This is a genomic window from Mucilaginibacter polytrichastri, from assembly GCF_001911425.1.
Classification (GTDB): domain Bacteria; phylum Bacteroidota; class Bacteroidia; order Sphingobacteriales; family Sphingobacteriaceae; genus Mucilaginibacter; species Mucilaginibacter polytrichastri.
Map to the genome: position 1 here is coordinate 5322615 of NZ_MPPL01000001.1, position 18543 is coordinate 5341157.

18 protein-coding genes are annotated in these 18543 nt (G+C 41.2%); 11 read left to right on the top strand and 7 right to left on the bottom strand.

The annotated features are described in order from the left end of the window. The first annotated feature begins 244 nt into the window (after positions 1-244). From RG47T_RS23050 to RG47T_RS26225, 3 genes are all read left to right on the top strand, one after another. Positions 245-2347 carry an LruC domain-containing protein gene (locus RG47T_RS23050; protein ID WP_074492176.1) on the top strand — a complete coding sequence of 701 codons (2103 nt, stop codon included), beginning with the start codon at positions 245-247 and terminating at the stop codon, positions 2345-2347. A 146-nt stretch (positions 2348-2493) separates the two neighbouring features. Beyond that, positions 2494-4029, top strand: a complete 1536-nt coding sequence (locus RG47T_RS23055) for an anti-phage dCTP deaminase (protein ID WP_074492178.1) — start codon at positions 2494-2496, stop codon at positions 4027-4029. Then, positions 4022-4213 carry a hypothetical protein gene (locus RG47T_RS26225; RefSeq protein ID WP_074492181.1) on the top strand — a complete coding sequence of 64 codons (192 nt, stop codon included), beginning with the start codon at positions 4022-4024 and terminating at the stop codon, positions 4211-4213. Before RG47T_RS23055 ends, RG47T_RS26225 begins: the two co-directional genes overlap by 8 nt. Before the next feature lie 120 nt (positions 4214-4333). Here RG47T_RS26225 and RG47T_RS23065 read toward each other — a convergent pair whose 3' ends face one another. The 3 genes from RG47T_RS23065 to RG47T_RS23075 form a co-directional block, all read right to left on the bottom strand. Next, a complete protein-coding gene (locus RG47T_RS23065) occupies positions 4334-7639 on the bottom strand; it encodes a vitamin B12-dependent ribonucleotide reductase (RefSeq protein WP_074492183.1) in 3306 nt (1101 codons plus the stop codon). A gap of 552 nt (positions 7640-8191) precedes the next feature. Beyond that, entirely contained in the window at positions 8192-9628 is a 1437-nt protein-coding gene (pyk, locus tag RG47T_RS23070) for a pyruvate kinase (protein WP_074492185.1), read from the bottom strand. A 74-nt stretch (positions 9629-9702) separates the two neighbouring features. Beyond that, positions 9703-10128, bottom strand: coding sequence for an IPExxxVDY family protein (locus RG47T_RS23075; protein WP_074492187.1), 426 nt, complete (start codon positions 10126-10128; stop codon positions 9703-9705). A 150-nt stretch (positions 10129-10278) separates the two neighbouring features. On the opposite strand from RG47T_RS23075, the gene RG47T_RS23080 reads away from it, so the two are divergent. The 3 genes from RG47T_RS23080 to rnc are packed head-to-tail and all read left to right on the top strand — an operon-like array spanning position 10279 to position 12526. Beyond that, complete coding sequence (locus tag RG47T_RS23080) at positions 10279-10515, top strand: acyl carrier protein (RefSeq protein WP_008508386.1); 237 nt, start codon at positions 10279-10281, stop codon at positions 10513-10515. 20 nt (positions 10516-10535) lie between these two features. After that, positions 10536-11789, top strand: coding sequence for a beta-ketoacyl-ACP synthase II (gene fabF, locus RG47T_RS23085; RefSeq protein WP_074492189.1), 1254 nt, complete (start codon positions 10536-10538; stop codon positions 11787-11789). 11 nt (positions 11790-11800) lie between these two features. Then, positions 11801-12526, top strand: a complete 726-nt coding sequence (gene rnc / locus RG47T_RS23090) for a ribonuclease III (protein ID WP_074492192.1) — start codon at positions 11801-11803, stop codon at positions 12524-12526. On the opposite strand, the gene RG47T_RS23095 is transcribed toward rnc, so the two are convergent. Further along, a complete protein-coding gene (locus RG47T_RS23095) occupies positions 12523-13263 on the bottom strand; it encodes a hypothetical protein (protein ID WP_074492195.1) in 741 nt (246 codons plus the stop codon). The two genes, rnc and RG47T_RS23095, sit on opposite strands and share 4 nt — an antisense overlap. A gap of 44 nt (positions 13264-13307) precedes the next feature. After that, positions 13308-13931, bottom strand: coding sequence for a hypothetical protein (locus tag RG47T_RS23100; RefSeq protein WP_139235666.1), 624 nt, complete (start codon positions 13929-13931; stop codon positions 13308-13310). Between the two features lie 237 nt (positions 13932-14168). Here RG47T_RS23100 and RG47T_RS23105 point away from each other — a divergent pair, with 237 nt between their 5' ends. The 5 genes from RG47T_RS23105 to RG47T_RS23125 all read left to right on the top strand — a co-directional run bounded on the left by RG47T_RS23105 (position 14169) and on the right by RG47T_RS23125 (position 17371). Continuing rightward, the gene (locus RG47T_RS23105; RefSeq protein ID WP_245770800.1) at positions 14169-15044 is read left to right on the top strand and encodes a YicC/YloC family endoribonuclease; all 876 of its coding nucleotides are present in this window, start codon (positions 14169-14171) and stop codon (positions 15042-15044) included. 82 nt (positions 15045-15126) lie between these two features. After that, on the top strand, positions 15127-15696 hold the full coding sequence (gene gmk, locus RG47T_RS23110) for a guanylate kinase (RefSeq protein ID WP_074492201.1): 570 nt from the start codon (positions 15127-15129) through the stop codon (positions 15694-15696). A gap of 93 nt (positions 15697-15789) precedes the next feature. Further along, the gene (gene nadD / locus RG47T_RS23115; RefSeq protein ID WP_074492203.1) at positions 15790-16362 is read left to right on the top strand and encodes a nicotinate (nicotinamide) nucleotide adenylyltransferase; all 573 of its coding nucleotides are present in this window, start codon (positions 15790-15792) and stop codon (positions 16360-16362) included. Positions 16363-16502: 140 nt separating this feature from the next. Next, positions 16503-16682 (top strand): hypothetical protein, encoded by a 180-nt coding sequence (locus tag RG47T_RS23120; protein ID WP_074492206.1) that lies wholly within the window; start codon positions 16503-16505, stop codon positions 16680-16682. An 89-nt stretch (positions 16683-16771) separates the two neighbouring features. Beyond that, the gene (locus RG47T_RS23125) at positions 16772-17371 is read left to right on the top strand and encodes a MiaE family protein (protein ID WP_091690839.1); all 600 of its coding nucleotides are present in this window, start codon (positions 16772-16774) and stop codon (positions 17369-17371) included. A 2-nt stretch (positions 17372-17373) separates the two neighbouring features. Here the strand turns inward: RG47T_RS23125 and RG47T_RS23130 are convergent, their stop codons facing one another. Both RG47T_RS23130 and RG47T_RS23135 read right to left on the bottom strand, forming a co-directional pair. Continuing rightward, a complete protein-coding gene (locus RG47T_RS23130; protein ID WP_074492208.1) occupies positions 17374-17739 on the bottom strand; it encodes a response regulator in 366 nt (121 codons plus the stop codon). Between the two features lie 67 nt (positions 17740-17806). Next, positions 17807-18543: FAD-dependent monooxygenase (locus RG47T_RS23135; RefSeq protein WP_171972587.1), on the bottom strand; the 737-nt coding region annotated here is incomplete at its 5' end.

Here is an 18543-nt window from a genome sequence, read left to right on the forward strand (position 1 = left end):
CTGGTGATGGCAATTGTTACATATGTAAAAATGAACAAAATGAACAGAGTTGAATAATGTTTCTCTATAGTTAATAATTGGATTTTATAGTCATTTTATCAATAATGTTAATTTTTATAAGATATAAAATACTATCTAAAATTAAATTGTTAACTCAGAGTTTATAATCTACGAAGTCTAACAGCAACATTTTAAAATTCTATCCGTAGAAGACGGGTAAATTTATTTACTGACAGTTAATTTTATGAACAGATTTTTTACATTTTGCCTGATAGCAGGGGTGGCAGGTTTGGCTTCCTGTAAAAAGGATCACTCGGGAGATGGTCCTACTACACCCGTTGACAAGATTGCCCCCGATGGGTTCAATTTTGCTACTTCGAAAAACGTAAGCTTAAACCTTTCTCTTAAAGACAATAGTAACGGTCCTTTGGCCGGTGTGGTTGTAAGCGTATACGCCCCGGGTAATACCGACCCAAGTGCGGCCATATTCAGGGCGGTATCAGACAAATCTGGTAATGTTACCGCTAAAATTACGGTGCCCGCTTATTATGCTAACCTGGTAATAGACCCGGCTTACATTGGTTTAATGCACAATGCTACTGCCGTTATTAACAACAGCGCAATTACCGCTACCATTGGCGGTAAAACAGGCTATAGCGGCGATATTACTGCCGATGCGATTAATAATACACCAACAGCAACATCATCGGTAGGTAAAGTGAGCATTAACGGTTTACTCACTACAGATATTGGTTATCCAACCGGTTACTCGTCGTCAAACGCATTTACCAGCCCAACTAACCAGGGCCGTCCTGCTTACCTGGAAGCTACCGGGGATGCTATTCCGGCTTCTTTGCTTTCTTATGTAAATGCATCATTACCAGAAGGCACCCCGATAACCACATCGCACCCAACATACCTGGCTACCACAGCGGTTAACACCATTAATGTAACGGCCACATCAGATGTGTGGGTTACCTTTGTATCAGAAGGTGCAGGTTACCAGAATACACTGGCCTATTATACTTATTCTACAGCCAATCCGCCATCCGGAAGTTCGGGCGGTACACTGTTTGGCGGCATTGATAAAATCACCTATATTTTCCCTAATGCGTCGGGTTCTGGTTCGGGCGGGGGCTTAATTTCTGGCGATAAGGTTAAGTTAGGGACTTTCAACGCAGGCACCTCTATCGGTTTTGTACTCTTGCAAAACGCCTGGACGGGTAGCGGCGTAAACACCAATGCTACCAAATTTTTCACTCAGGATAGCTTTAACCCAGAAAGTACCAGCGCTTTAAGAAGGCATACCGTAATGCTGTATGACGATGTGCACAAGTTGTATTTAATGGGTTTTGAAGATACCAACAGGCAAACGGGCAATTCTGATAACGACTTTAATGACCTGGTTGTATATGCAACCGCCAACCCGATAACTGCTATATCAAGCAACAACGTGGTTGCGATTGACAGAGGCGGCGATACCGATGGCGATGGCGTTGCCGATGCACAGGATGCTTTCCCTAATGATGCAAGCCGCGCTTATATCAGCTACTATCCATCATCAAGCACTTTTGCTACCATTGCTTTCGAGGATAACTTCCCGACCAAGGGCGATTATGATTTGAATGACCTTTTGGTTAATTACCAGTATACCTTTATCAGCAATGCATCAAACCAGGTGGTTGAGTTAAAGGGTAACTTTAATGTGGGCGCTGCTGGGGCATCATTCCACAATGGGTTTGGTGTGCAATTGCCGGTTGCGGCTTCGGCTGTGGCATCTGTAACGGGTGCACAAACCATAAGTAACTATATTACATTTGCTTCTAATGGCGTTGAAGCCGGCCAGGCTAAAGCGGTAATTATCCCTTTTGATAACCATGAAGCGCTGATTAAAAATCCTGACGGTGCTTTCTTTATCAATACACTTACCACCAAGGATAAAGTAACCAGTAAAACAGCTACAATTGATGTTAATTTTGCCACACCAGTTGCGACGTCAACACTGGCCGTATCAGCCTTTAACCCATTCCTGATCAGTAACCTGAGACGTGGTTATGAAATTCACCTGCCGGGTTACGCGCCTACAGATAAGGCCAATACCGCGCTGTTTGGTATCGGTGATGATAGCTCTACACCAACCACGGGCCGCTACTATCTGTCGAAAGAAAACTGGCCCTGGGCTATCAGTTTCAGCGAGCAATTTAGCTGGCCTGTAGAAACGGTGCCAATTAATCAGGCTTACCTGCACTTTACAGATTGGGCCTCTTCCAGCGGTTCTAACTATGTAGACTGGTATACCAATACCACATCCGGCTACCGTAATACAGCTAATATTTACAGCAAATAACCCAAAAAATAACTATTGATTGAAGTCATTCCGACAAGTCGGGATGACTTTTGTTTTTATAAACACTTATATATCTTAGTTTATGCTTAAATGTTATACTATTTTTTCATAATATTATAACAACTATTTAACCTAAACTTTTTCATATGGGCGAACCTGCTTCAAATTTAGAACTTGTAATAAACACGGATACTGAATATTTTAAGGATATTAAAGAATCGATATTTAATACTCATACGGATGAACTTATAATTGGCTTATGTGGGCCCATTGGAACAGATATACATTTTGTTGCTGATTCAATAGAAAAAACTCTTATAGATAAGTATAATTATAGATGTGTAAAGATTCGGCTAAGTGTCTTGATAAGACAGTATGCTAGCAATGAAATTCAACTGGATGAAAACAGTGATTCTAAATTTGATGTATATCAGAAATTAATAAATGGAGGGAATATTTTAAGAGAGAAGCATACTAATAGCATCTTAGCAGAACTTGCAATTAACGAAATTGCTTACAATCGGGAGATAAGTAAAAAGGATGATTATGGCTCTGAACGTGTCTGTTATATCATCGATTCTATAAAAAACAAAGAAGAATTAGAAATTTTCAGATTGATTTATGGTGATATATTTTATTTTATTGGAGTCTTTTCATCAGTAGAATCAAGGGTCCAAAATCTTGTAAATAAAGGTATAAAAACACATGAGGTCCACAGGTTAATTGATAGAGATTCGGGTGAAGAAATGAATTTTGGACAGGATGTGACAAATACTTTTACCGAATCAGACTTCTTTTTGAGGGTCGACTTTAACTCAAAATCAGCTATTGAACCTAAAATTAATCGTTTTCTCAATTTAATTTTCTCTACAGAGGTTATTACTCCTTCATCTGATGAAACAGCAATGTATTTAGCTGCTGCTGCTGCTGGAAACTCTGCTTGTTTAAGCCGACAAGTTGGTGCTGCAATTACTGACAGTAATGGAGAGTTAATTTCTGTTGGTTGGAATGATGTTCCTAAAGTTGGTGGGAGTGTTTATAAATATAATCCAAGTGATTTATCCAGCGATAAAAGATGTTACAATTATGGTGATGGCTTATGCTTTAATGATAGTGAAAAAGGAGTTATTACGGACGCATTGGTAAATGAGTTAATTTTGAGTGGTGTAATAGATAATAGCCAAAGACAAAATGCATCTAAAGTTATTAAAAAGTCGCGAATCAAGGAACTTATCGAGTTTTCAAGAGCCGTTCATGCGGAAATGTTAGCTATTATTACTGGAAGCCAAAAAGCTGGGGATAGAGTTATAAATGGTAAATTATATTGTACTACTTATCCCTGTCATAATTGTGCAAGGCATATTGTTGCAGCTGGTATTAAGGAAATTTACTATATTGAACCATATAGAAAAAGTTTGGCTATTAAATTACATAATGATTCAATTACAGAAGATGAGAGTAATGATAAATTGGTAAGAATTCTAATGTTTGATGGTATATCTCCAAGAAGATATTTGCAATTTTTTAAAATGATTCCCAATTCAAGAAAAAGAGATGGGAAGAAAATTAACAACTTATCCAAACATGTTTCCCCTAAAAATACTTTATCTTTGCAAGCAATTCCTATTTTGGAGGGTAAAGTAACCCAAGATTTGAAAAACAAAAAACTGATCGATGCCTAATAAAAGCTTAAAAGACACAGTGAGTAACTCAGTGCAGTTATCACTTGATTTAAATGCTCCAAATATTCAGCCATCTCAAGCTCAAAATGGAATGCATTTTAATGAATTCTCAGGGGCCAAAGTAGTATCTCTTCACAACAGAAAAGAAGTATATCAGCGTATAATTAATCGAGGCGCTAAATAGTTAATATTAAGTACTACCCACAAAAAGCCCCGTTTTCACGGGGCACACATTAACTTATTTATAAAACAAAAGCATAAAGCTATGGCATACTTTCGCTTTTGCGTAGATAGGGGCTATTGATTAACTGCAACCCATAGAGTTGCCGCAGTTTAAACACTTATAGCAGGTGCCAGACCGCAATGTGGTGTGGCCGCAAACATTGCAAGCCGGGGCATCGCTTTGCACGCCCATGCTAATATCTACGCTTAGATGCATTTGCGGGCTGCTAACAGTTGCTGGTATCGGCTGATAAATATTGCTGGTATCGGGGTTAATATCTGTGTCTTCTATCTGCGGGTTGCCTATAATGGCATGCTGCTCGGTAATTACATGTACCAGATCGGTACGGTTCTGGTACTCGTAACCCAGCATGCGGAAAATATAGTCGATAATGGAAGTTGCGCTTTTAATATTGGCATGCCCCATTACCATACCTGCAGGCTCAAAACGGGTGAAGGTGAATTTCTCTACATATTCTTCCAGCGGCACACCATATTGCAGGCCAACCGAAATGGCAATGGCAAAGCAGTTCATCAGCGAGCGAAAAGTTGCCCCTTCTTTGTGCATATCCACAAAAATTTCGCCCAGGGTGCCATCCTCATATTCGCCGGTGCGAACAAATACAGTTTGGCCGTCTATACTGGCTTTTTGCGTAAAGCCACGGCGTTTGGCAGGCAGCGTTTTCTTTTGCACCACGCGCGACAGCTTGCGCATAAACTCAGTATCCTTCGATTTTTCCATAATGGCCATGGCGGCTTCCAGTACCTGCTCGGGGGTTAGGTCGCTTAGTTTCAGTTCTGCGGCTTTGCCTAAAACTTCTTCAACGGCTTCCAGCTTCTCGTCTTCCTCTTTGGTGTCAGATTTGGTGGATAGCGGTTGCGACAGTTTACAGCCATCGCGATAAAGCGCATTGGCTTTTAAACCTAATTTCCATGATAGCTCGTAGCAATCTTTAATTTCATCAACCAGAGCCTCATTAGGCAGGTTAATGGTTTTAGAGATTGCACCGGAAAGGAATGGCTGTGCAGCTGCCATCATTTTAATATGGCCATGTGCATGGATATAACGCTCGCCTTTGGCTCCGCATTTATTAGCACAATCAAATATAGGGTAGTGTTCTGCTTTTAAGTACGGTGCGCCCTCAATGGTCATGGTGCCGCAGATATATTCGTTGGCTTCGGCAATTTGCTTTTTGCTGAAACCTAAAGCACGCAACAGGTTAAAGCCCATCGAGTTGTATTGCTCTGGCGTAAAGCCGAGGCGTTTAAGGCAGTCTTCGCCCAGTGTCCAGATGTTAAAGGCAAAACCAATCTCAAATGCCGACACCACCGCTTTGTCCATTTTCTCCAGATCGCTGTCGGTTAGGCCTTTGCTCTTTAATGTATCCAGGTTAATATGTGGTGCGCCGTTTAAAGTTGCTGCGCCTTTGGCATAGTTTACAATGGCAGTAACTTCGTGTTCCTGGTAGCCTAAATTGCTTAATGCTTCGGGTACGGCCTGGTTAATAATCTTGAAGTATCCACCACCCGATAGTTTTTTAAATTTAACCAGCGCAAAGTCTGGTTCAATGCCTGTAGTATCGCAATCCATTACCAAACCTATGGTGCCGGTTGGGGCAATAACAGTGGTTTGTGCATTTCGATAACCGTATTGCTCGCCCATTTCAACGGCTTTGTCCCAGGCATTGCAGGCGGCAGAAAGTAGGTAATCCGGGCAGTTACGCTGGTCGATTCCCGGAGGCAAAATTTCCAATCCTTCGTAATTCTCTGTGGAGTTATAGGCGGCGTAGCGATGGTTGCGCATTACGCGCAGCATATGATCTTTATTTTCTGTATAGCGGTTAAAGGTGCCGAGTTCGCGGGCCATCTCTGCCGATGTTGCGTAGGCAGTGCCCGTCATGATGGCGGTAATAGCGCCGCCAATAGCTCTTGATTTATCACTATCGTAAGGGATGCCGTTAACCATTAGGGCCGAACCTAAGTTGGCGTAGCCTAAGCCTAGGGTGCGGTAATCATATGATAGTTGCGCTACCTCTTTTGATGGAAATTGCGCCATCAGTACAGAAATTTCGAGTACGATAGTCCAAATCCGGCAGGCATGCTCAAAGCCTTTTACATTAAATACGCGGGTTTCTTTATCAAAAAAATGAGCCAGGTTAATGGATGCCAGGTTGCAGGCCGTGTTGTCCAGAAACATATACTCCGAACAAGGGTTCGATGCATTAATGCGGCCGCCCTCGGGGCAGGTATGCCACTCGTTAATAGTCGTATCAAACTGCACCCCCGGATCGGCGCAGGCCCAGGCTGCAAAGGCAATATCATCCCATAATTTTTGCGCCGATATCGATTTAATGACCTTGCCGCTCATGCGGCTGGTTAAACCCCAGTTTTCGCTGCTGCTAAGCGCTTTAAAGAAACTATTAGGTATGCGTACCGAGTTGTTGGAGTTTTGGCCGGATACGGTGCGATAAGCCTCTCCCTCGTAATCAGACGAATAGCCGGCAGCAATTAATGCGGCAACTTTCTTTTCTTCTTCTACTTTCCAGTTTACAAAGCCCTCAATTTCGGGATGGTCAAGGTCCAGGCAAACCATTTTGGCTGCCCGGCGGGTAGTGCCTCCACTTTTTATAGCTCCCGCTGCGCGGTCGCCTATTTTAAGGAACGACATTAGGCCGGATGAATAACCGCCGCCCGAAAGCTTCTCGCTCTCGCCGCGTATCTTCGAGAAATTAGTACCCACGCCCGATCCATATTTAAAGATGCGTGCTTCGCGAACCCATAGGTCCATAATGCCGCCATCGTTTACCAGGTCGTCATCAACAGAAAGGATAAAGCAGGCATGGGGTTGCGGGCGCTCGTAAGCCGATGTTGATTTGGTAAGCTCCTCTTTCACCGGGTCTACATAATAATGGCCCTGTGGCTTGCCGGTTATGCCATACGAGCTATGCAGGCCGGTGTTGAACCACTGTGGCGAATTTGGCGCTGCCAGCTGGCCAACTATGGTGTATACTATTTCATCATAAAATATATCTGCATCTTTTGGGCTTGCGAAATAGCCGTAACGTGTGCCCCAATCTTTCCAGCAATGGGCCATGCGGTGGGCAACTTGTTTAATGCTTTTTTCAGATCCGGTTGTACCATCGGCCTGTGGCACACCTGCCTTGCGGAAATATTTTTGTGCCAGAATATCAGTAGCCACTTGCGACCACGTTGACGGCACTTCAACATCATTCATCTCAAATACGGCATCGCCGGAAGGGTTCCGTATCACCGACGAGCGCTTCTCATATTTAAAAAGATCGTAAACATTAGTGCCTTCTTTACTGAAGTACCTGCTTAATTGGAGGCCGCTTTGACCGCCCGACTTTTTTGTGATGCTTTTACTCATGATGTTAAATTGATGTTAAAATAAAATGAATGGAAAAATTAACAGGGGTAGTATTCCAAATTTATCTTTAACTGGGCCTGCTTACATTTCGGAGTTATCAACACCTCTTTTATAATAGTGCTATGGATGGATGGTTGTAAATTTATTTATCTGATTTATAGATAATTAACTATGTTGAAAACTATTGAATTAGGTTATTTTTCAGAAAATTTTCATACTTTCGCTACGTTAAAGCATAATTATTATTGATTGCTTTAAACCATTGTTTTAACTATTGGTCAAAAGCATTACTAAAGCACGAAGTTATGAGTATATTAAGAATGTATTGGGACTATCGCTTTGCGAAAATTGGTAAACTTCAAGGCAAGGTATTCCGCGCAGAAGTTTACTAACAAGAAGGCCTGGCGGCCGCTTCGGGGATAAATTACTGGCCGCTTTTTAATTAAGCACCGCCCCGGAGAAACACCGACATAAAGCCGGTAAAACCGAACAGAAATAAAAAAGGGTATGATCTATATGGATCATACCCTTTTCTTGCTTAGGGTTAACCTATTATTCTATAACAGTTACTTTAAGCATATTAGTTTTGCCTTGTGCAGCAATTGGCACAGCGGCAGTATTAATTACTACATCACCCGCTTCGATCAGGTTCTCAGCTTTCAGGATGGCATTAACATCGCTGATGGTTTTATCAGTACTTTCCAGGCCATCGTAGTAAAACGTTTTTACGCCCCAAAGTAAGCTTAGTGCATTTAACAGATTTTTGTTAGATGTAAAGATGTAAGTACCTGCATATGGTCTGTAAGCAGAAATTTCGAAAGCCGTGTAACCAGAAGTAGTCATCGATACAATACCCACTGCACTAGTATGTTCTGATAGATAAACAGCCGAGCTGCAAAGCGCATCGCTCAGGTAGTTTTTCGAGGTAACATCTTTGTTTACTTCTTTATTACTATTGTAAGGATAGCCTCTCTCTTCAACATTACGTACAATTTTAGCCATTGTTTCGATAACAATAACCGGGAACTCACCAACTGAAGTTTCGCCGCTTAGCATCACAGCATCAGCACCATCCAGTACAGAGTTAGCAACGTCATTAACCTCGGCACGTGTTGGGCGTGGGGTTGTGATCATTGATTCCAGCATTTGGGTTGCAACGATAACCGGTTTAGAAGCAGCGCGGCATTTACGTGCAATCATTTTTTGCAGCAAAGGCACTTCTTCTAAAGGCATTTCAACACCAAGATCTCCACGGGCAACCATAACACCATCTGTAACAGCAATAATTTCGTCGATGTTATCAATAGCTTCCGGTTTCTCAATTTTAGCAATCACGAGTGATGCTTTACCGTTACGTGCAATAATGCGTTTCAATTCAACGATATCTTCTGCATTACGTACGAAAGAAAGACCGATCCACTCCACATCATTAGCTAATGCCTGGTCAAGGTTAACTAAGTCTTCTTCTGTTAAGCTTGGGATAGATACTTTAGTGTTTGGCAGGTTAACGCCTTTACGTGAGGTTAAAATACCACCGTGTAATACTTCACATATTACGGTATCTTTTCTGTTAGTTTCAATTACTTTAAGCTGCAGTTTTCCATCATCTAATAAAATGGTTTCGCCTGCGTGCACATCCTGTGGGAAGGTGTCGTAAGTGATATAGATCTGCTCATCATCACCAATACACTCATTGGTAGTGATTTTTATATGTTTGCCATTAACTAAATGGATACCGCCATCTTTTACCAAACCGATACGGATTTTTGGGCCTTGTAAATCTGCCAGGATACCAATGTTTAATTTGTACTGTTCGTTAATTTCACGAATCAGATCAATTGTTTTTTGGTGATCTTCTGCTTTTCCATGCGAAAAGTTTAAGCGGCAAATGTTTACACCTGCTTTTACCATAGCCAGTAAAGTTTCTTTTTTGGCCGAAGCCGGGCCCATGGTAGCCACAATCTTAGTTCTGTTATAGGATAATTTCATATTAATGCGGGGGTTAAACTGGCTGTACTTATATATGTAAAGTCGTTATACTGTAGTATTTTTTAAAATTTGCGCTAAAATAAAAGATTTTCACGGGATTTTATTTTTTTAGGTTCAATCTTTACAGCGGCAACTATTTCGGGCAACTTATTTAACAGGGTAATCATGTCGTCGAGGTCTTGTGCATCAATGTAGTTTTTAATCATTAAAAAGTAATCAACCTCACGCATTTCGGGTATTAAAAGACCGTCTGAGCCCTTGTTGGCTATAAAATAAAACTCTGTTTCGCTTGCTTCCCAATAATGGTGAAAGATAGAAAAAAGTACCGGATCATTAGTGTGATGAATATCAACAGCCAGATCTGGCTGTCGAATAAAGTTAAAATTTAACTGTTTATTAATATAGTAGCAGATGCGATAGTCCTTCAATGAGGAAGTTATCGCAATAAGAACGAAATCCAGATCGATCTCAAACTTTAAAATCCGCTTGTTTAAAACCACTATATGAGATATAATCGCGGTAAAATTACTAATTGAAACCTTAGCAATAAAAAATTGTTATGAATTATGCGAAGATTTTAGATTTGATATTTAATAGAATTTGACTTTCTTTGCACAGAAAATTTATTAATCAATTAAACATCAAAGACCATGTCTGATATCGCTTCAAGAGTAAAAGCTATTATCGTAGAAAAATTAGGTGTTGACGAAAGTGAAGTAACACCGGAAGCAAGCTTCACCAACGATCTGGGTGCAGATTCATTAGACACCGTGGAATTAATCATGGAGTTTGAAAAAGAATTTAACGTGGCTATTCCTGACGATCAGGCTGAAACAATTGGTACTGTTGGCCAGGCTATCGCTTACCTTGAAAAAAACGTTAAATAAGCTCCTTTTACTACGTTTAAATGGAGTTTAAAAGAGTTGTAGTAACCGGGCTTGGCGCACTTACTCCAATTGGCAATAACGTTCCAGATTACTGGGACGCTTTGATCAATGGAGTGAGTGGGGCTGCCTTTATTAAGAGTTTTGATACAACCAATTTCAAAACTAAGTTTGCCTGCGAGGTAAAAAACTTTGATGCCGATGCTTTTTTGGGCCGCAAAGACGCCCGCAAGTTAGATCCCTTTGTTCAATACGCACTATATTCTACCGAAGAAGCGGTAAAAGATGCCGGCCTTGACTTTGATAAACTGGATACCAACCGTATAGGTGTTATCTGGGGCTCGGGTATAGGTGGCCTTAAAACGTTTCTGGATGAGGTGGTAAATTTTGCAAAAGGCGATGGTACACCGCGTTTTAATCCTTTCTTTATCCCTAAAATGATCGCTGATATTGCCCCCGGCCATATCTCTATCAAATACGGGTTGCGCGGGCCAAACTTCACCACAGTATCTGCATGTGCCTCATCAAACAATTCATTGATTGATGCCTTTACTTATATCCGTTTAGGTAGGGCCAACATGTTTATCAGCGGTGGTTCTGAGGCTATTATTAATGAGGCTGGTATAGGTGGCTTTAACGCCATGCATGCTTTATCAACCCGCAATGATGACCCGGCAACGGCTTCACGGCCGTTTGATCTGGACCGCGACGGCTTTGTAGCCGGAGAGGGTGCAGGTACCATTATACTGGAAGAACTGGAACACGCTAAAGCACGTGGTGCGAAAATTTATGCAGAAATGATGGGCGGCGGCATGAGTGCCGATGCTTACCACATGACTGCACCGCACCCCGAAGGCTTAGGCGCTGCACTGGTAATGAAAGCCGCGCTTGAAGATGCTAACATGACCCCTGCCGACATCGACTATGTGAATGTACACGGTACATCCACCCCCATAGGCGACCCGCAGGAAGTTAAAGCCATTACAGAAGCATATGGTGAAGATATTTACCGTATAAACATCAGCTCTACCAAATCAATGACAGGTCACCTTTTGGGTGCTGCAGGTGCGGTTGAAGCTATTGCTGCTATTCTGGCTGTTAAACATGACATTATCCCGCCTACCATCAACCACTTTACTGATGACCCGGCGTTTGACCCTAAAATCAATTTTACCTTTAACAAAGCCCAGAAACGTGTAGTGCGTGCTGCGCAAAGTAATGGTTTTGGTTTTGGTGGCCATAATGCTTCTGTGATATTTAAAAAGTACGAAGACTAATTAAGGTTTAAATGCCAGTAAGACGGTTTTATAAGCTTTATTTATCACCAAGCAGAAAGTACGTAAAAACATTAAAGAATTTGCTCGGCTTTGTGCCGGGCAATTTGTCGTTATACCGGTTGGCATTTCGCCATAAATCGGTTGCGCAGAACGTTAAAAAGGGTGTTAAGAATAGCAATGAACGGCTCGAGTTTTTGGGCGATGCGGTTTTAGGCAGCGTTGTGGCCGAGGTATTGTTTAAACTTTACCCCTATAAAGACGAAGGTTTTTTAACAGAGCTGCGCTCAAAAATTGTTAACCGTGCTAATTTAAACCAGCTGGGCCGCAAACTTGGCTTTGATAAACTGGTAGAGTACGATAACCGGATGATTAGTACTACCCGTCAAGGGTCATTACTTGGTGATGCTTTTGAGGCCTTGGTTGGAGCCGTTTACCTGGATAAGGGATACGATTTTACCAAGAATTTTCTCATTAACCATATCATTAAATCACACATCGATATCCATACGCTTGAGCAAACCGAAACCAACTTTAAAAGCAAGTTGATAGAATGGTGCCAGCGCCACGGTAAGGATATTACCTTCGAGCAAATTACTAACCTGGAGGGCGAGAGCAGCAAGTTATTTACAATTACTGTAAATATTGATGGCGAAGCTATGGGCCAGGGTAAAGAATTTAGCAAGAAACTAGCCGAAAAACTGGCTGCCGAAAAAACTTGCGAAGCTTTAGGGATCTAGTTTGATTTAAAGATATTTACAGGTACAATATCCCCATTTTTCTTGTAAGAAATATACGACTTTTTGATATACAGGATGATTTCATAATCGCCCCATTTGGCTATATCATCATGCGAGGGGCGGTAGCTCAACATAAATAGGCGGAGACTATCGCCTGTCATTCCGGTAGTTCTGGATACCAGTTGGGGCGTATATTTACGGTCTATCTCGGTAGCTTCATTCTCTCTTTTGGCGAAATTCATAAATCGCTTTTCCTGATTTGCAGTTTTACCAAACAGCTCGTGTAATACCGTTAGCGGCGAACCGCCTATCGGTAGATAAGCAGTTAAAGGAGGTTTACCATCGAAACAAATACCCTTGCTGCGGTAGTCATTTATAATGCCGTTTAATTCCTGCTTTTTAGTTTGCCCTTTTATATTTACCTCATCAAGAGTAATACTTGGTAATAGGTATATAAATAGCGTGTTTAAGTTATTAACGCTAAGTTTAAAAGGTGTAAAGCCTGTTTTTTCTATCAGTAGTGTATCGCCTATATTAACTTCAGCATAAAATTCGCCGTAAAGGTTACTGGTGGTAGCTGCATTGGTTTTTAGGTTAGTGACTTTGGCCTGCGAAACTTTTTCGAGCATACCTTTTTTATAAACGATCCCTTTTATTGATTTTACTTTTTGGGCATTACCAACCAGCGGTATTAAACAACAAAGAAATAGGATTAATTGAATAGGTTTTCCCGTCATATCTGATATTCAGTAATGAAACAGACCGGCAAAGCGCCTGTATATTAATTTGATTTAAAGATATTCACGGGTACAATATCCCCATTTTTCTTGTAAGAAATATACGACTTTTTGATATAAAGGATGATTTCATAATCGCCCCACTTGGCTATATCATCATGCGAGGGGCGGTAGCTCAACATAAAAAGCCGAAGACTATCTCCCGTCATACCAGTAGTTCTGGATACCAGCTGTGGCGTATACTTACTATCAACTTCGGTAGCTTCCTGCTCTTTTTTTGCAAAGCGTGCAAAGTTTCTGGCTTGGCTGGGTGCTTTACCAAATGCTTCGTATAAAGAGGTGATAGGGTTAGTAATGTAATTTAATACATTGGGTTTACCGTCGTAATAAATGCCTTTACTGCGATAGTCATTCATGTAACCGCTTAGTTCCTGTTTTTTGGTTTGCCCTTTTATGGTAACCTCATTAAGGCTGATGGCAGGCAGCAGGCTGATGTACAGCGTACTAAAACTGGTGATGGCCTGCTTGTATGGCGTAAAACCCGGCTTTTCAATTAATATGGTATCGCCCACACTTACCCTGGCTATAAATTCGCCATAGAGATTGCTGGTGGTGGTAACACTGGTTTTTAAGTTGGTAATGTTTGCAGATGCAATTTTTTCGAGCATGCCTTTCTTAAAAACTATACCCCTTATAATTTCTGCTTGTTGCGCCTGGCTAAACAGTGGTGCAAAGCACAAACCAATTATTAAAAATTTAAAAGCTCCCCTCAACATACCAGGCAAAGGTAACCATAACCTTATAAACGAGTTGTGAAAAAGTGTTAAAGATGATAGCGGATAAGTGCTTAACTTATTCCCAATCAATCAACTTTTCAACTTAACAACAAAACACTATCTTTGCACATGATAAAGTCAATGACAGGGTACGGCATAGCTGTTTCCGACTCTGGCAGCACCAAATATACTGTTGAGATTAAATCGCTCAATAGTAAGTTCCTCGAGTTGTCGCTGCGTATGCCCAAAGCATTTTCTGAGAAAGAGTTTCAACTGCGTACCGACTGCAACAAGCAGGTTGAGCGTGGTAAGGTAAACTTAAGCATCAATATTGAGCAGGCCGACAGGCAAACCAAAGCTGCCGGTATTGATACCGTTTTGCTGAAGCACTACTACGACCAGTTAAAATCTGTAAGCGAAAGCTTAAACGAACCTACAAATAACCTGCTGCAATTAGCATTGGGCTTGCCCGAGGTGGTTAAGTTTGAAGAAGAAACCCTGTCTGACGAGCAATGGAAATTAGCTGAAAGCACCTTTAAGCAGGCAATGGCGGCATTTCAGCAATTTAGAATTGATGAAGGCGCTGTGCTGGAGAATGAAGTGAAAGGCCGTATTGCTATTATATTAAATAACCTGGAACAGGTTGTTAATGAAGAACCTAAGCGGGTTGCGCAAGTTCGCGAAAGGCTACAAACCTTTTTGGCTGACGCTGTTGGCCGCGAAAACGTTGACCAGAACCGCCTGGAGCAAGAGTTGATCTATTATATAGACAAGCTTGATGTTACCGAAGAAAAAGTAAGGCTGAAGAGCCATTGCGATTACTTTTTAGAAACCCTGAAGAGTGCCGATGCCAATGGTAAAAAATTAGGTTTTATATCACAGGAAATTGGCCGGGAAATTAATACCCTGGGTTCAAAAGCCAATGATGCCGCTATCCAAAAACTGGTAGTAGGTATGAAAGAAGAACTGGAAAAAATTAAAGAACAATTATTAAACGTGTTGTAGTTGGTTATTGAGTTATTGGGTTACTAAGTTATTAGTAATGCAATAACTCAATAACTTAGTAACCCAATAACTCAATAACAATATGCCCGAAGGTAAACTGGTTATATTTTCTGCACCGTCTGGAGCCGGTAAAACTACAATAGTACACCATTTACTATCTAAAATGCACGAGCTGGAATTCTCTATCTCGGCAACAACCCGCGAAGCACGTGGCGATGAGCGCGACGGGCAAGATTACTATTTTATAAGTGTAGAAGAATTTTTACACAAGATTGCCAAAAAGCATTTTGTTGAGTTTGAAGAGGTTTATACCGGCACTTTCTACGGTACCCTGCGCGAAGAGATTGAGCGCATCTGGAAAACAGGGAAAACCGTGATTTTTGACATTGATGTAGAAGGCGGCTTGCACCTTAAACGTAAGTATGGCAACCAGGCCCTGGCTATATTTGTGCAGCCACCATCGTTAGAAGTATTGAAAGAACGGTTAACTGGCCGTGGTACTGATAGTGCAAAGAAATTAGAAGAACGTTTTGAAAAGGCTGAGAAAGAACTGAATTATGCGCCGCGTTTTGACGTGATCCTTAAAAATCATGATCTTAAAACGGCATGTGATGAGGCTGAACAACTGGTGAAGAATTTTATAAATAATTAAGTATTTCAGTTTGAATATTTCAAACCTTTAATTATTTGTTTATTGAATTTGTAATATATTGCTTATATTATTGCCAAAATTAGTTACGATAAAATGAAGATAGGCCTATTGTTCGGTTCATTTAATCCAATACACATTGGCCATTTAATTATTGCTAATTATATGGCCAACTATACCGAACTCGATAAGGTTTGGCTGGTGGTATCTCCACAAAACCCATTTAAAAAATTAGGCGATCTTATTAATACCTACGACCGACTTGAAATGGCACGCCTTGCAACTGATAATTCTGAGAATATATCGGTAAGCGACATTGAACTTAAAATGCCGCAGCCCTCGTATACCATTGATACCCTTACCCTGCTTAAAGAAAAATATCCTGAGCATGAGTTTGCGCTCATCATGGGTTCTGATAACCTGATATCATTACCCAAGTGGAAAAATTATAAATTGATTTTACGCGATTACCGGGTTTTTGTATATCCCCGCCCTGGTTATGAGAATGCCGATCTGGCCAGTCATGCTTCGGTAACCATCACCATGACTCCCTTAATGGAGCTTTCGGCTACGTTTATCCGCAAGTCTATCGCTGCTAAAAAAAACGTGCAGTACTTTGTGCCAGATACGGTGTTGAAGTTTATAGAAAATAAAAATCTGTACAGGTAGCCGTTTCCCTATTATTTTATCCATAAATTTATTGGCCGACCGAATAAAAATAGGTGCGTTTTTCAATTGTCATTTTTACTGAAAAACATAACCTGTATAGCTAAAACCGTATATTTGACACCAGTTAAAAACAGATTAATATGTTAACGAAACACAAAGTTCAGGAACTAATTAATCACATGCCGGATGCATTTTCTGTAAATGACCTGGTAGATGAATTGATGCTGTTACAGAATGTTGAAAAGGCGAGGGTGCAGGCTAAGAGCCGTGAAGCATCTGTCGATGTGCATGTAGAAAGAGCAGTTTTTGCAATGCAGTAATCCCCCTCAGACTTCTCTTCCGGAAGTCTTTTTTTTGTCTTATTGTTTCGCTATTCTCGTTTCCTGGTGCTCTTCGCTATCTTTGCTTTGTGAGCGAAAAAACCATTTTAAAACTGCAATTGCCAACAGACCCGCTATGGGTTAAAAACGTGGTGGAAAGCAATATCCAGGAATTATTAACAGACCATGCTTTTTGCGAACAGAAAGCAGCCAGTAACGGTATTACCATTATTGTGCAAAACCCTGACTTACCTGACCTGGTACAGGAAATGGCCGATTTGGTGCGCGAAGAAATGGATCACTTTAAACGGGTACATACTTTTATTATTGAGCGGGGATATACATTGGGCCGCGAACGGAAAGACAACTACGTGAACGAACTGTTTAAATTTTTGCACAAAGGTGGAGGCCGTAGTGTACAACGGGTTGATAGGCTGCTTTTCTCTGCCATGATAGAAGCGCGCAGTTGCGAACGCTTTAAAGTACTTTCAGAAAACATTGCAGATAAGGAACTCTCGGCCTTCTATCACGAATTGATGATTAGCGAAGCCGGGCATTATACTATGTTTTTGAGATTTGCCAAAAAGTATAACGATGGTATTGATGTGGATAAACGCTGGGCCGATTTTTTAACCTACGAAGCTGAGGTAATTAAAAACTATGGAAAAACAGAAAATATACACGGTTAGCATTAAGCCGCTAACTGCGCATCAATACGTTTAATCAAGTTGTTCATATCAAAGGGCTTAGCCACAAAATCATTCGGCGCACCTTTATCAAACATTACACTATAGGCATTGATATTAGCAGAAAGAAGGATTACAGGTATCCAGCTTAAAAGAGGATCTGCCTTTAGGCTTTTGCAAATGTTGCGGCCATCCATACCGGATAGCATTACATCCATTAAAATTAAATCGGGGTGATATTGAGCCACTTGTTCAAAAACCAATTCGCCTCTTGAAATTGCGTTTACATCAAAATCATATTCGCAAAGTATATCTGTAAGTACTTCTAATATTCCTGTGTCGTCATCGACTACTAAAATGCGCTTTCCCATATCAACTTATGTATATAGGCTACAGTTGCAATGATTGTGCCACGAAATTATTTTAACCCGGTGTTAATCAGGAGGATTTTAGCCGGATGAGCCCGGTAGTGTTTTGCATGTAATTGTTAATGATGTCTATGTCGGTAGTATCGCTCATAAAACCGATGTAATTATCGGGCCTAATTACCAGTGTTTTAACATGCTCTGTTTTTATTTCGAAGGCATCAAATACGTGCTGGTTTCTGTCTGATGGCGGCAGGTAGAAGAAGTTGAGCCCGGCACCATAAAAGTGAGTGATCCATCGGGCAAATGCCAGCAGATCAAACTCAGCCAGGCGACCCAGGATAATCATGGTAAAACCGGGTTTGCTGCACCATGCATGCAAATCGGTCTCTATTTGTTTCTTCTCATCATACAGTTTCAGATAAGGCAGCCGATCGCCTGCTTTAACTTTGTGGGCATGGCTTAAATGCAGGTTAATAGGGCTATGCCGATAGCTGATGTCTATCTGCGAAACCCGTTTAAAAAAGCCTTGCTTTACCGCGTCATTACGCCACATAAAACGCAGTATTTTAGGCAGTGCAAACTTCTTGATAAGCTGTGCCCCAAATGATTGCGACATGATGATATTGAAGGCCCTGTCTGTGGTTTGTAACAGTTGCCGCGCTATGGGCATGCGCTCATCTGCGTAAGTGTTTAATATGCCTTCCTGTATCTTTCCGTTGATAACACCGGCCAGTTTCCAGGCCAGATTGTAGGCATCCTGCAAGCCGGTATTCATCCCCTGCCCGCCAACCGGCGAGTGTATGTGTG

Coding starts and splice junctions, on each gene's coding strand:
- RG47T_RS23095 (WP_074492195.1), bottom strand. CDS start 13,263: ATGACGGGAAAACCTATTCAATTAATCCTATTTCTTTGTTGTTTAATA.
- RG47T_RS23120 (WP_074492206.1), top strand. CDS start 16,503: ATGTTAACGAAACACAAAGTTCAGGAACTAATTAATCACATGCCGGAT.
- fabF (WP_074492189.1), top strand. CDS start 10,536: ATGGAGTTTAAAAGAGTTGTAGTAACCGGGCTTGGCGCACTTACTCCA.
- RG47T_RS23080 (WP_008508386.1), top strand. CDS start 10,279: ATGTCTGATATCGCTTCAAGAGTAAAAGCTATTATCGTAGAAAAATTA.
- RG47T_RS23130 (WP_074492208.1), bottom strand. CDS start 17,739: ATGGGAAAGCGCATTTTAGTAGTCGATGACGACACAGGAATATTAGAA.
- rnc (WP_074492192.1), top strand. CDS start 11,801: ATGCCAGTAAGACGGTTTTATAAGCTTTATTTATCACCAAGCAGAAAG.
- RG47T_RS26225 (WP_074492181.1), top strand. CDS start 4,022: ATGCCTAATAAAAGCTTAAAAGACACAGTGAGTAACTCAGTGCAGTTA.
- RG47T_RS23105 (WP_245770800.1), top strand. CDS start 14,169: ATGATAAAGTCAATGACAGGGTACGGCATAGCTGTTTCCGACTCTGGC.
- RG47T_RS23055 (WP_074492178.1), top strand. CDS start 2,494: ATGGGCGAACCTGCTTCAAATTTAGAACTTGTAATAAACACGGATACT.
- RG47T_RS23050 (WP_074492176.1), top strand. CDS start 245: ATGAACAGATTTTTTACATTTTGCCTGATAGCAGGGGTGGCAGGTTTG.
- RG47T_RS23100 (WP_139235666.1), bottom strand. CDS start 13,931: ATGCTCGAAAAAATTGCATCTGCAAACATTACCAACTTAAAAACCAGT.
- gmk (WP_074492201.1), top strand. CDS start 15,127: ATGCCCGAAGGTAAACTGGTTATATTTTCTGCACCGTCTGGAGCCGGT.
- RG47T_RS23065 (WP_074492183.1), bottom strand. CDS start 7,639: ATGAGTAAAAGCATCACAAAAAAGTCGGGCGGTCAAAGCGGCCTCCAA.
- nadD (WP_074492203.1), top strand. CDS start 15,790: ATGAAGATAGGCCTATTGTTCGGTTCATTTAATCCAATACACATTGGC.
- pyk (WP_074492185.1), bottom strand. CDS start 9,628: ATGAAATTATCCTATAACAGAACTAAGATTGTGGCTACCATGGGCCCG.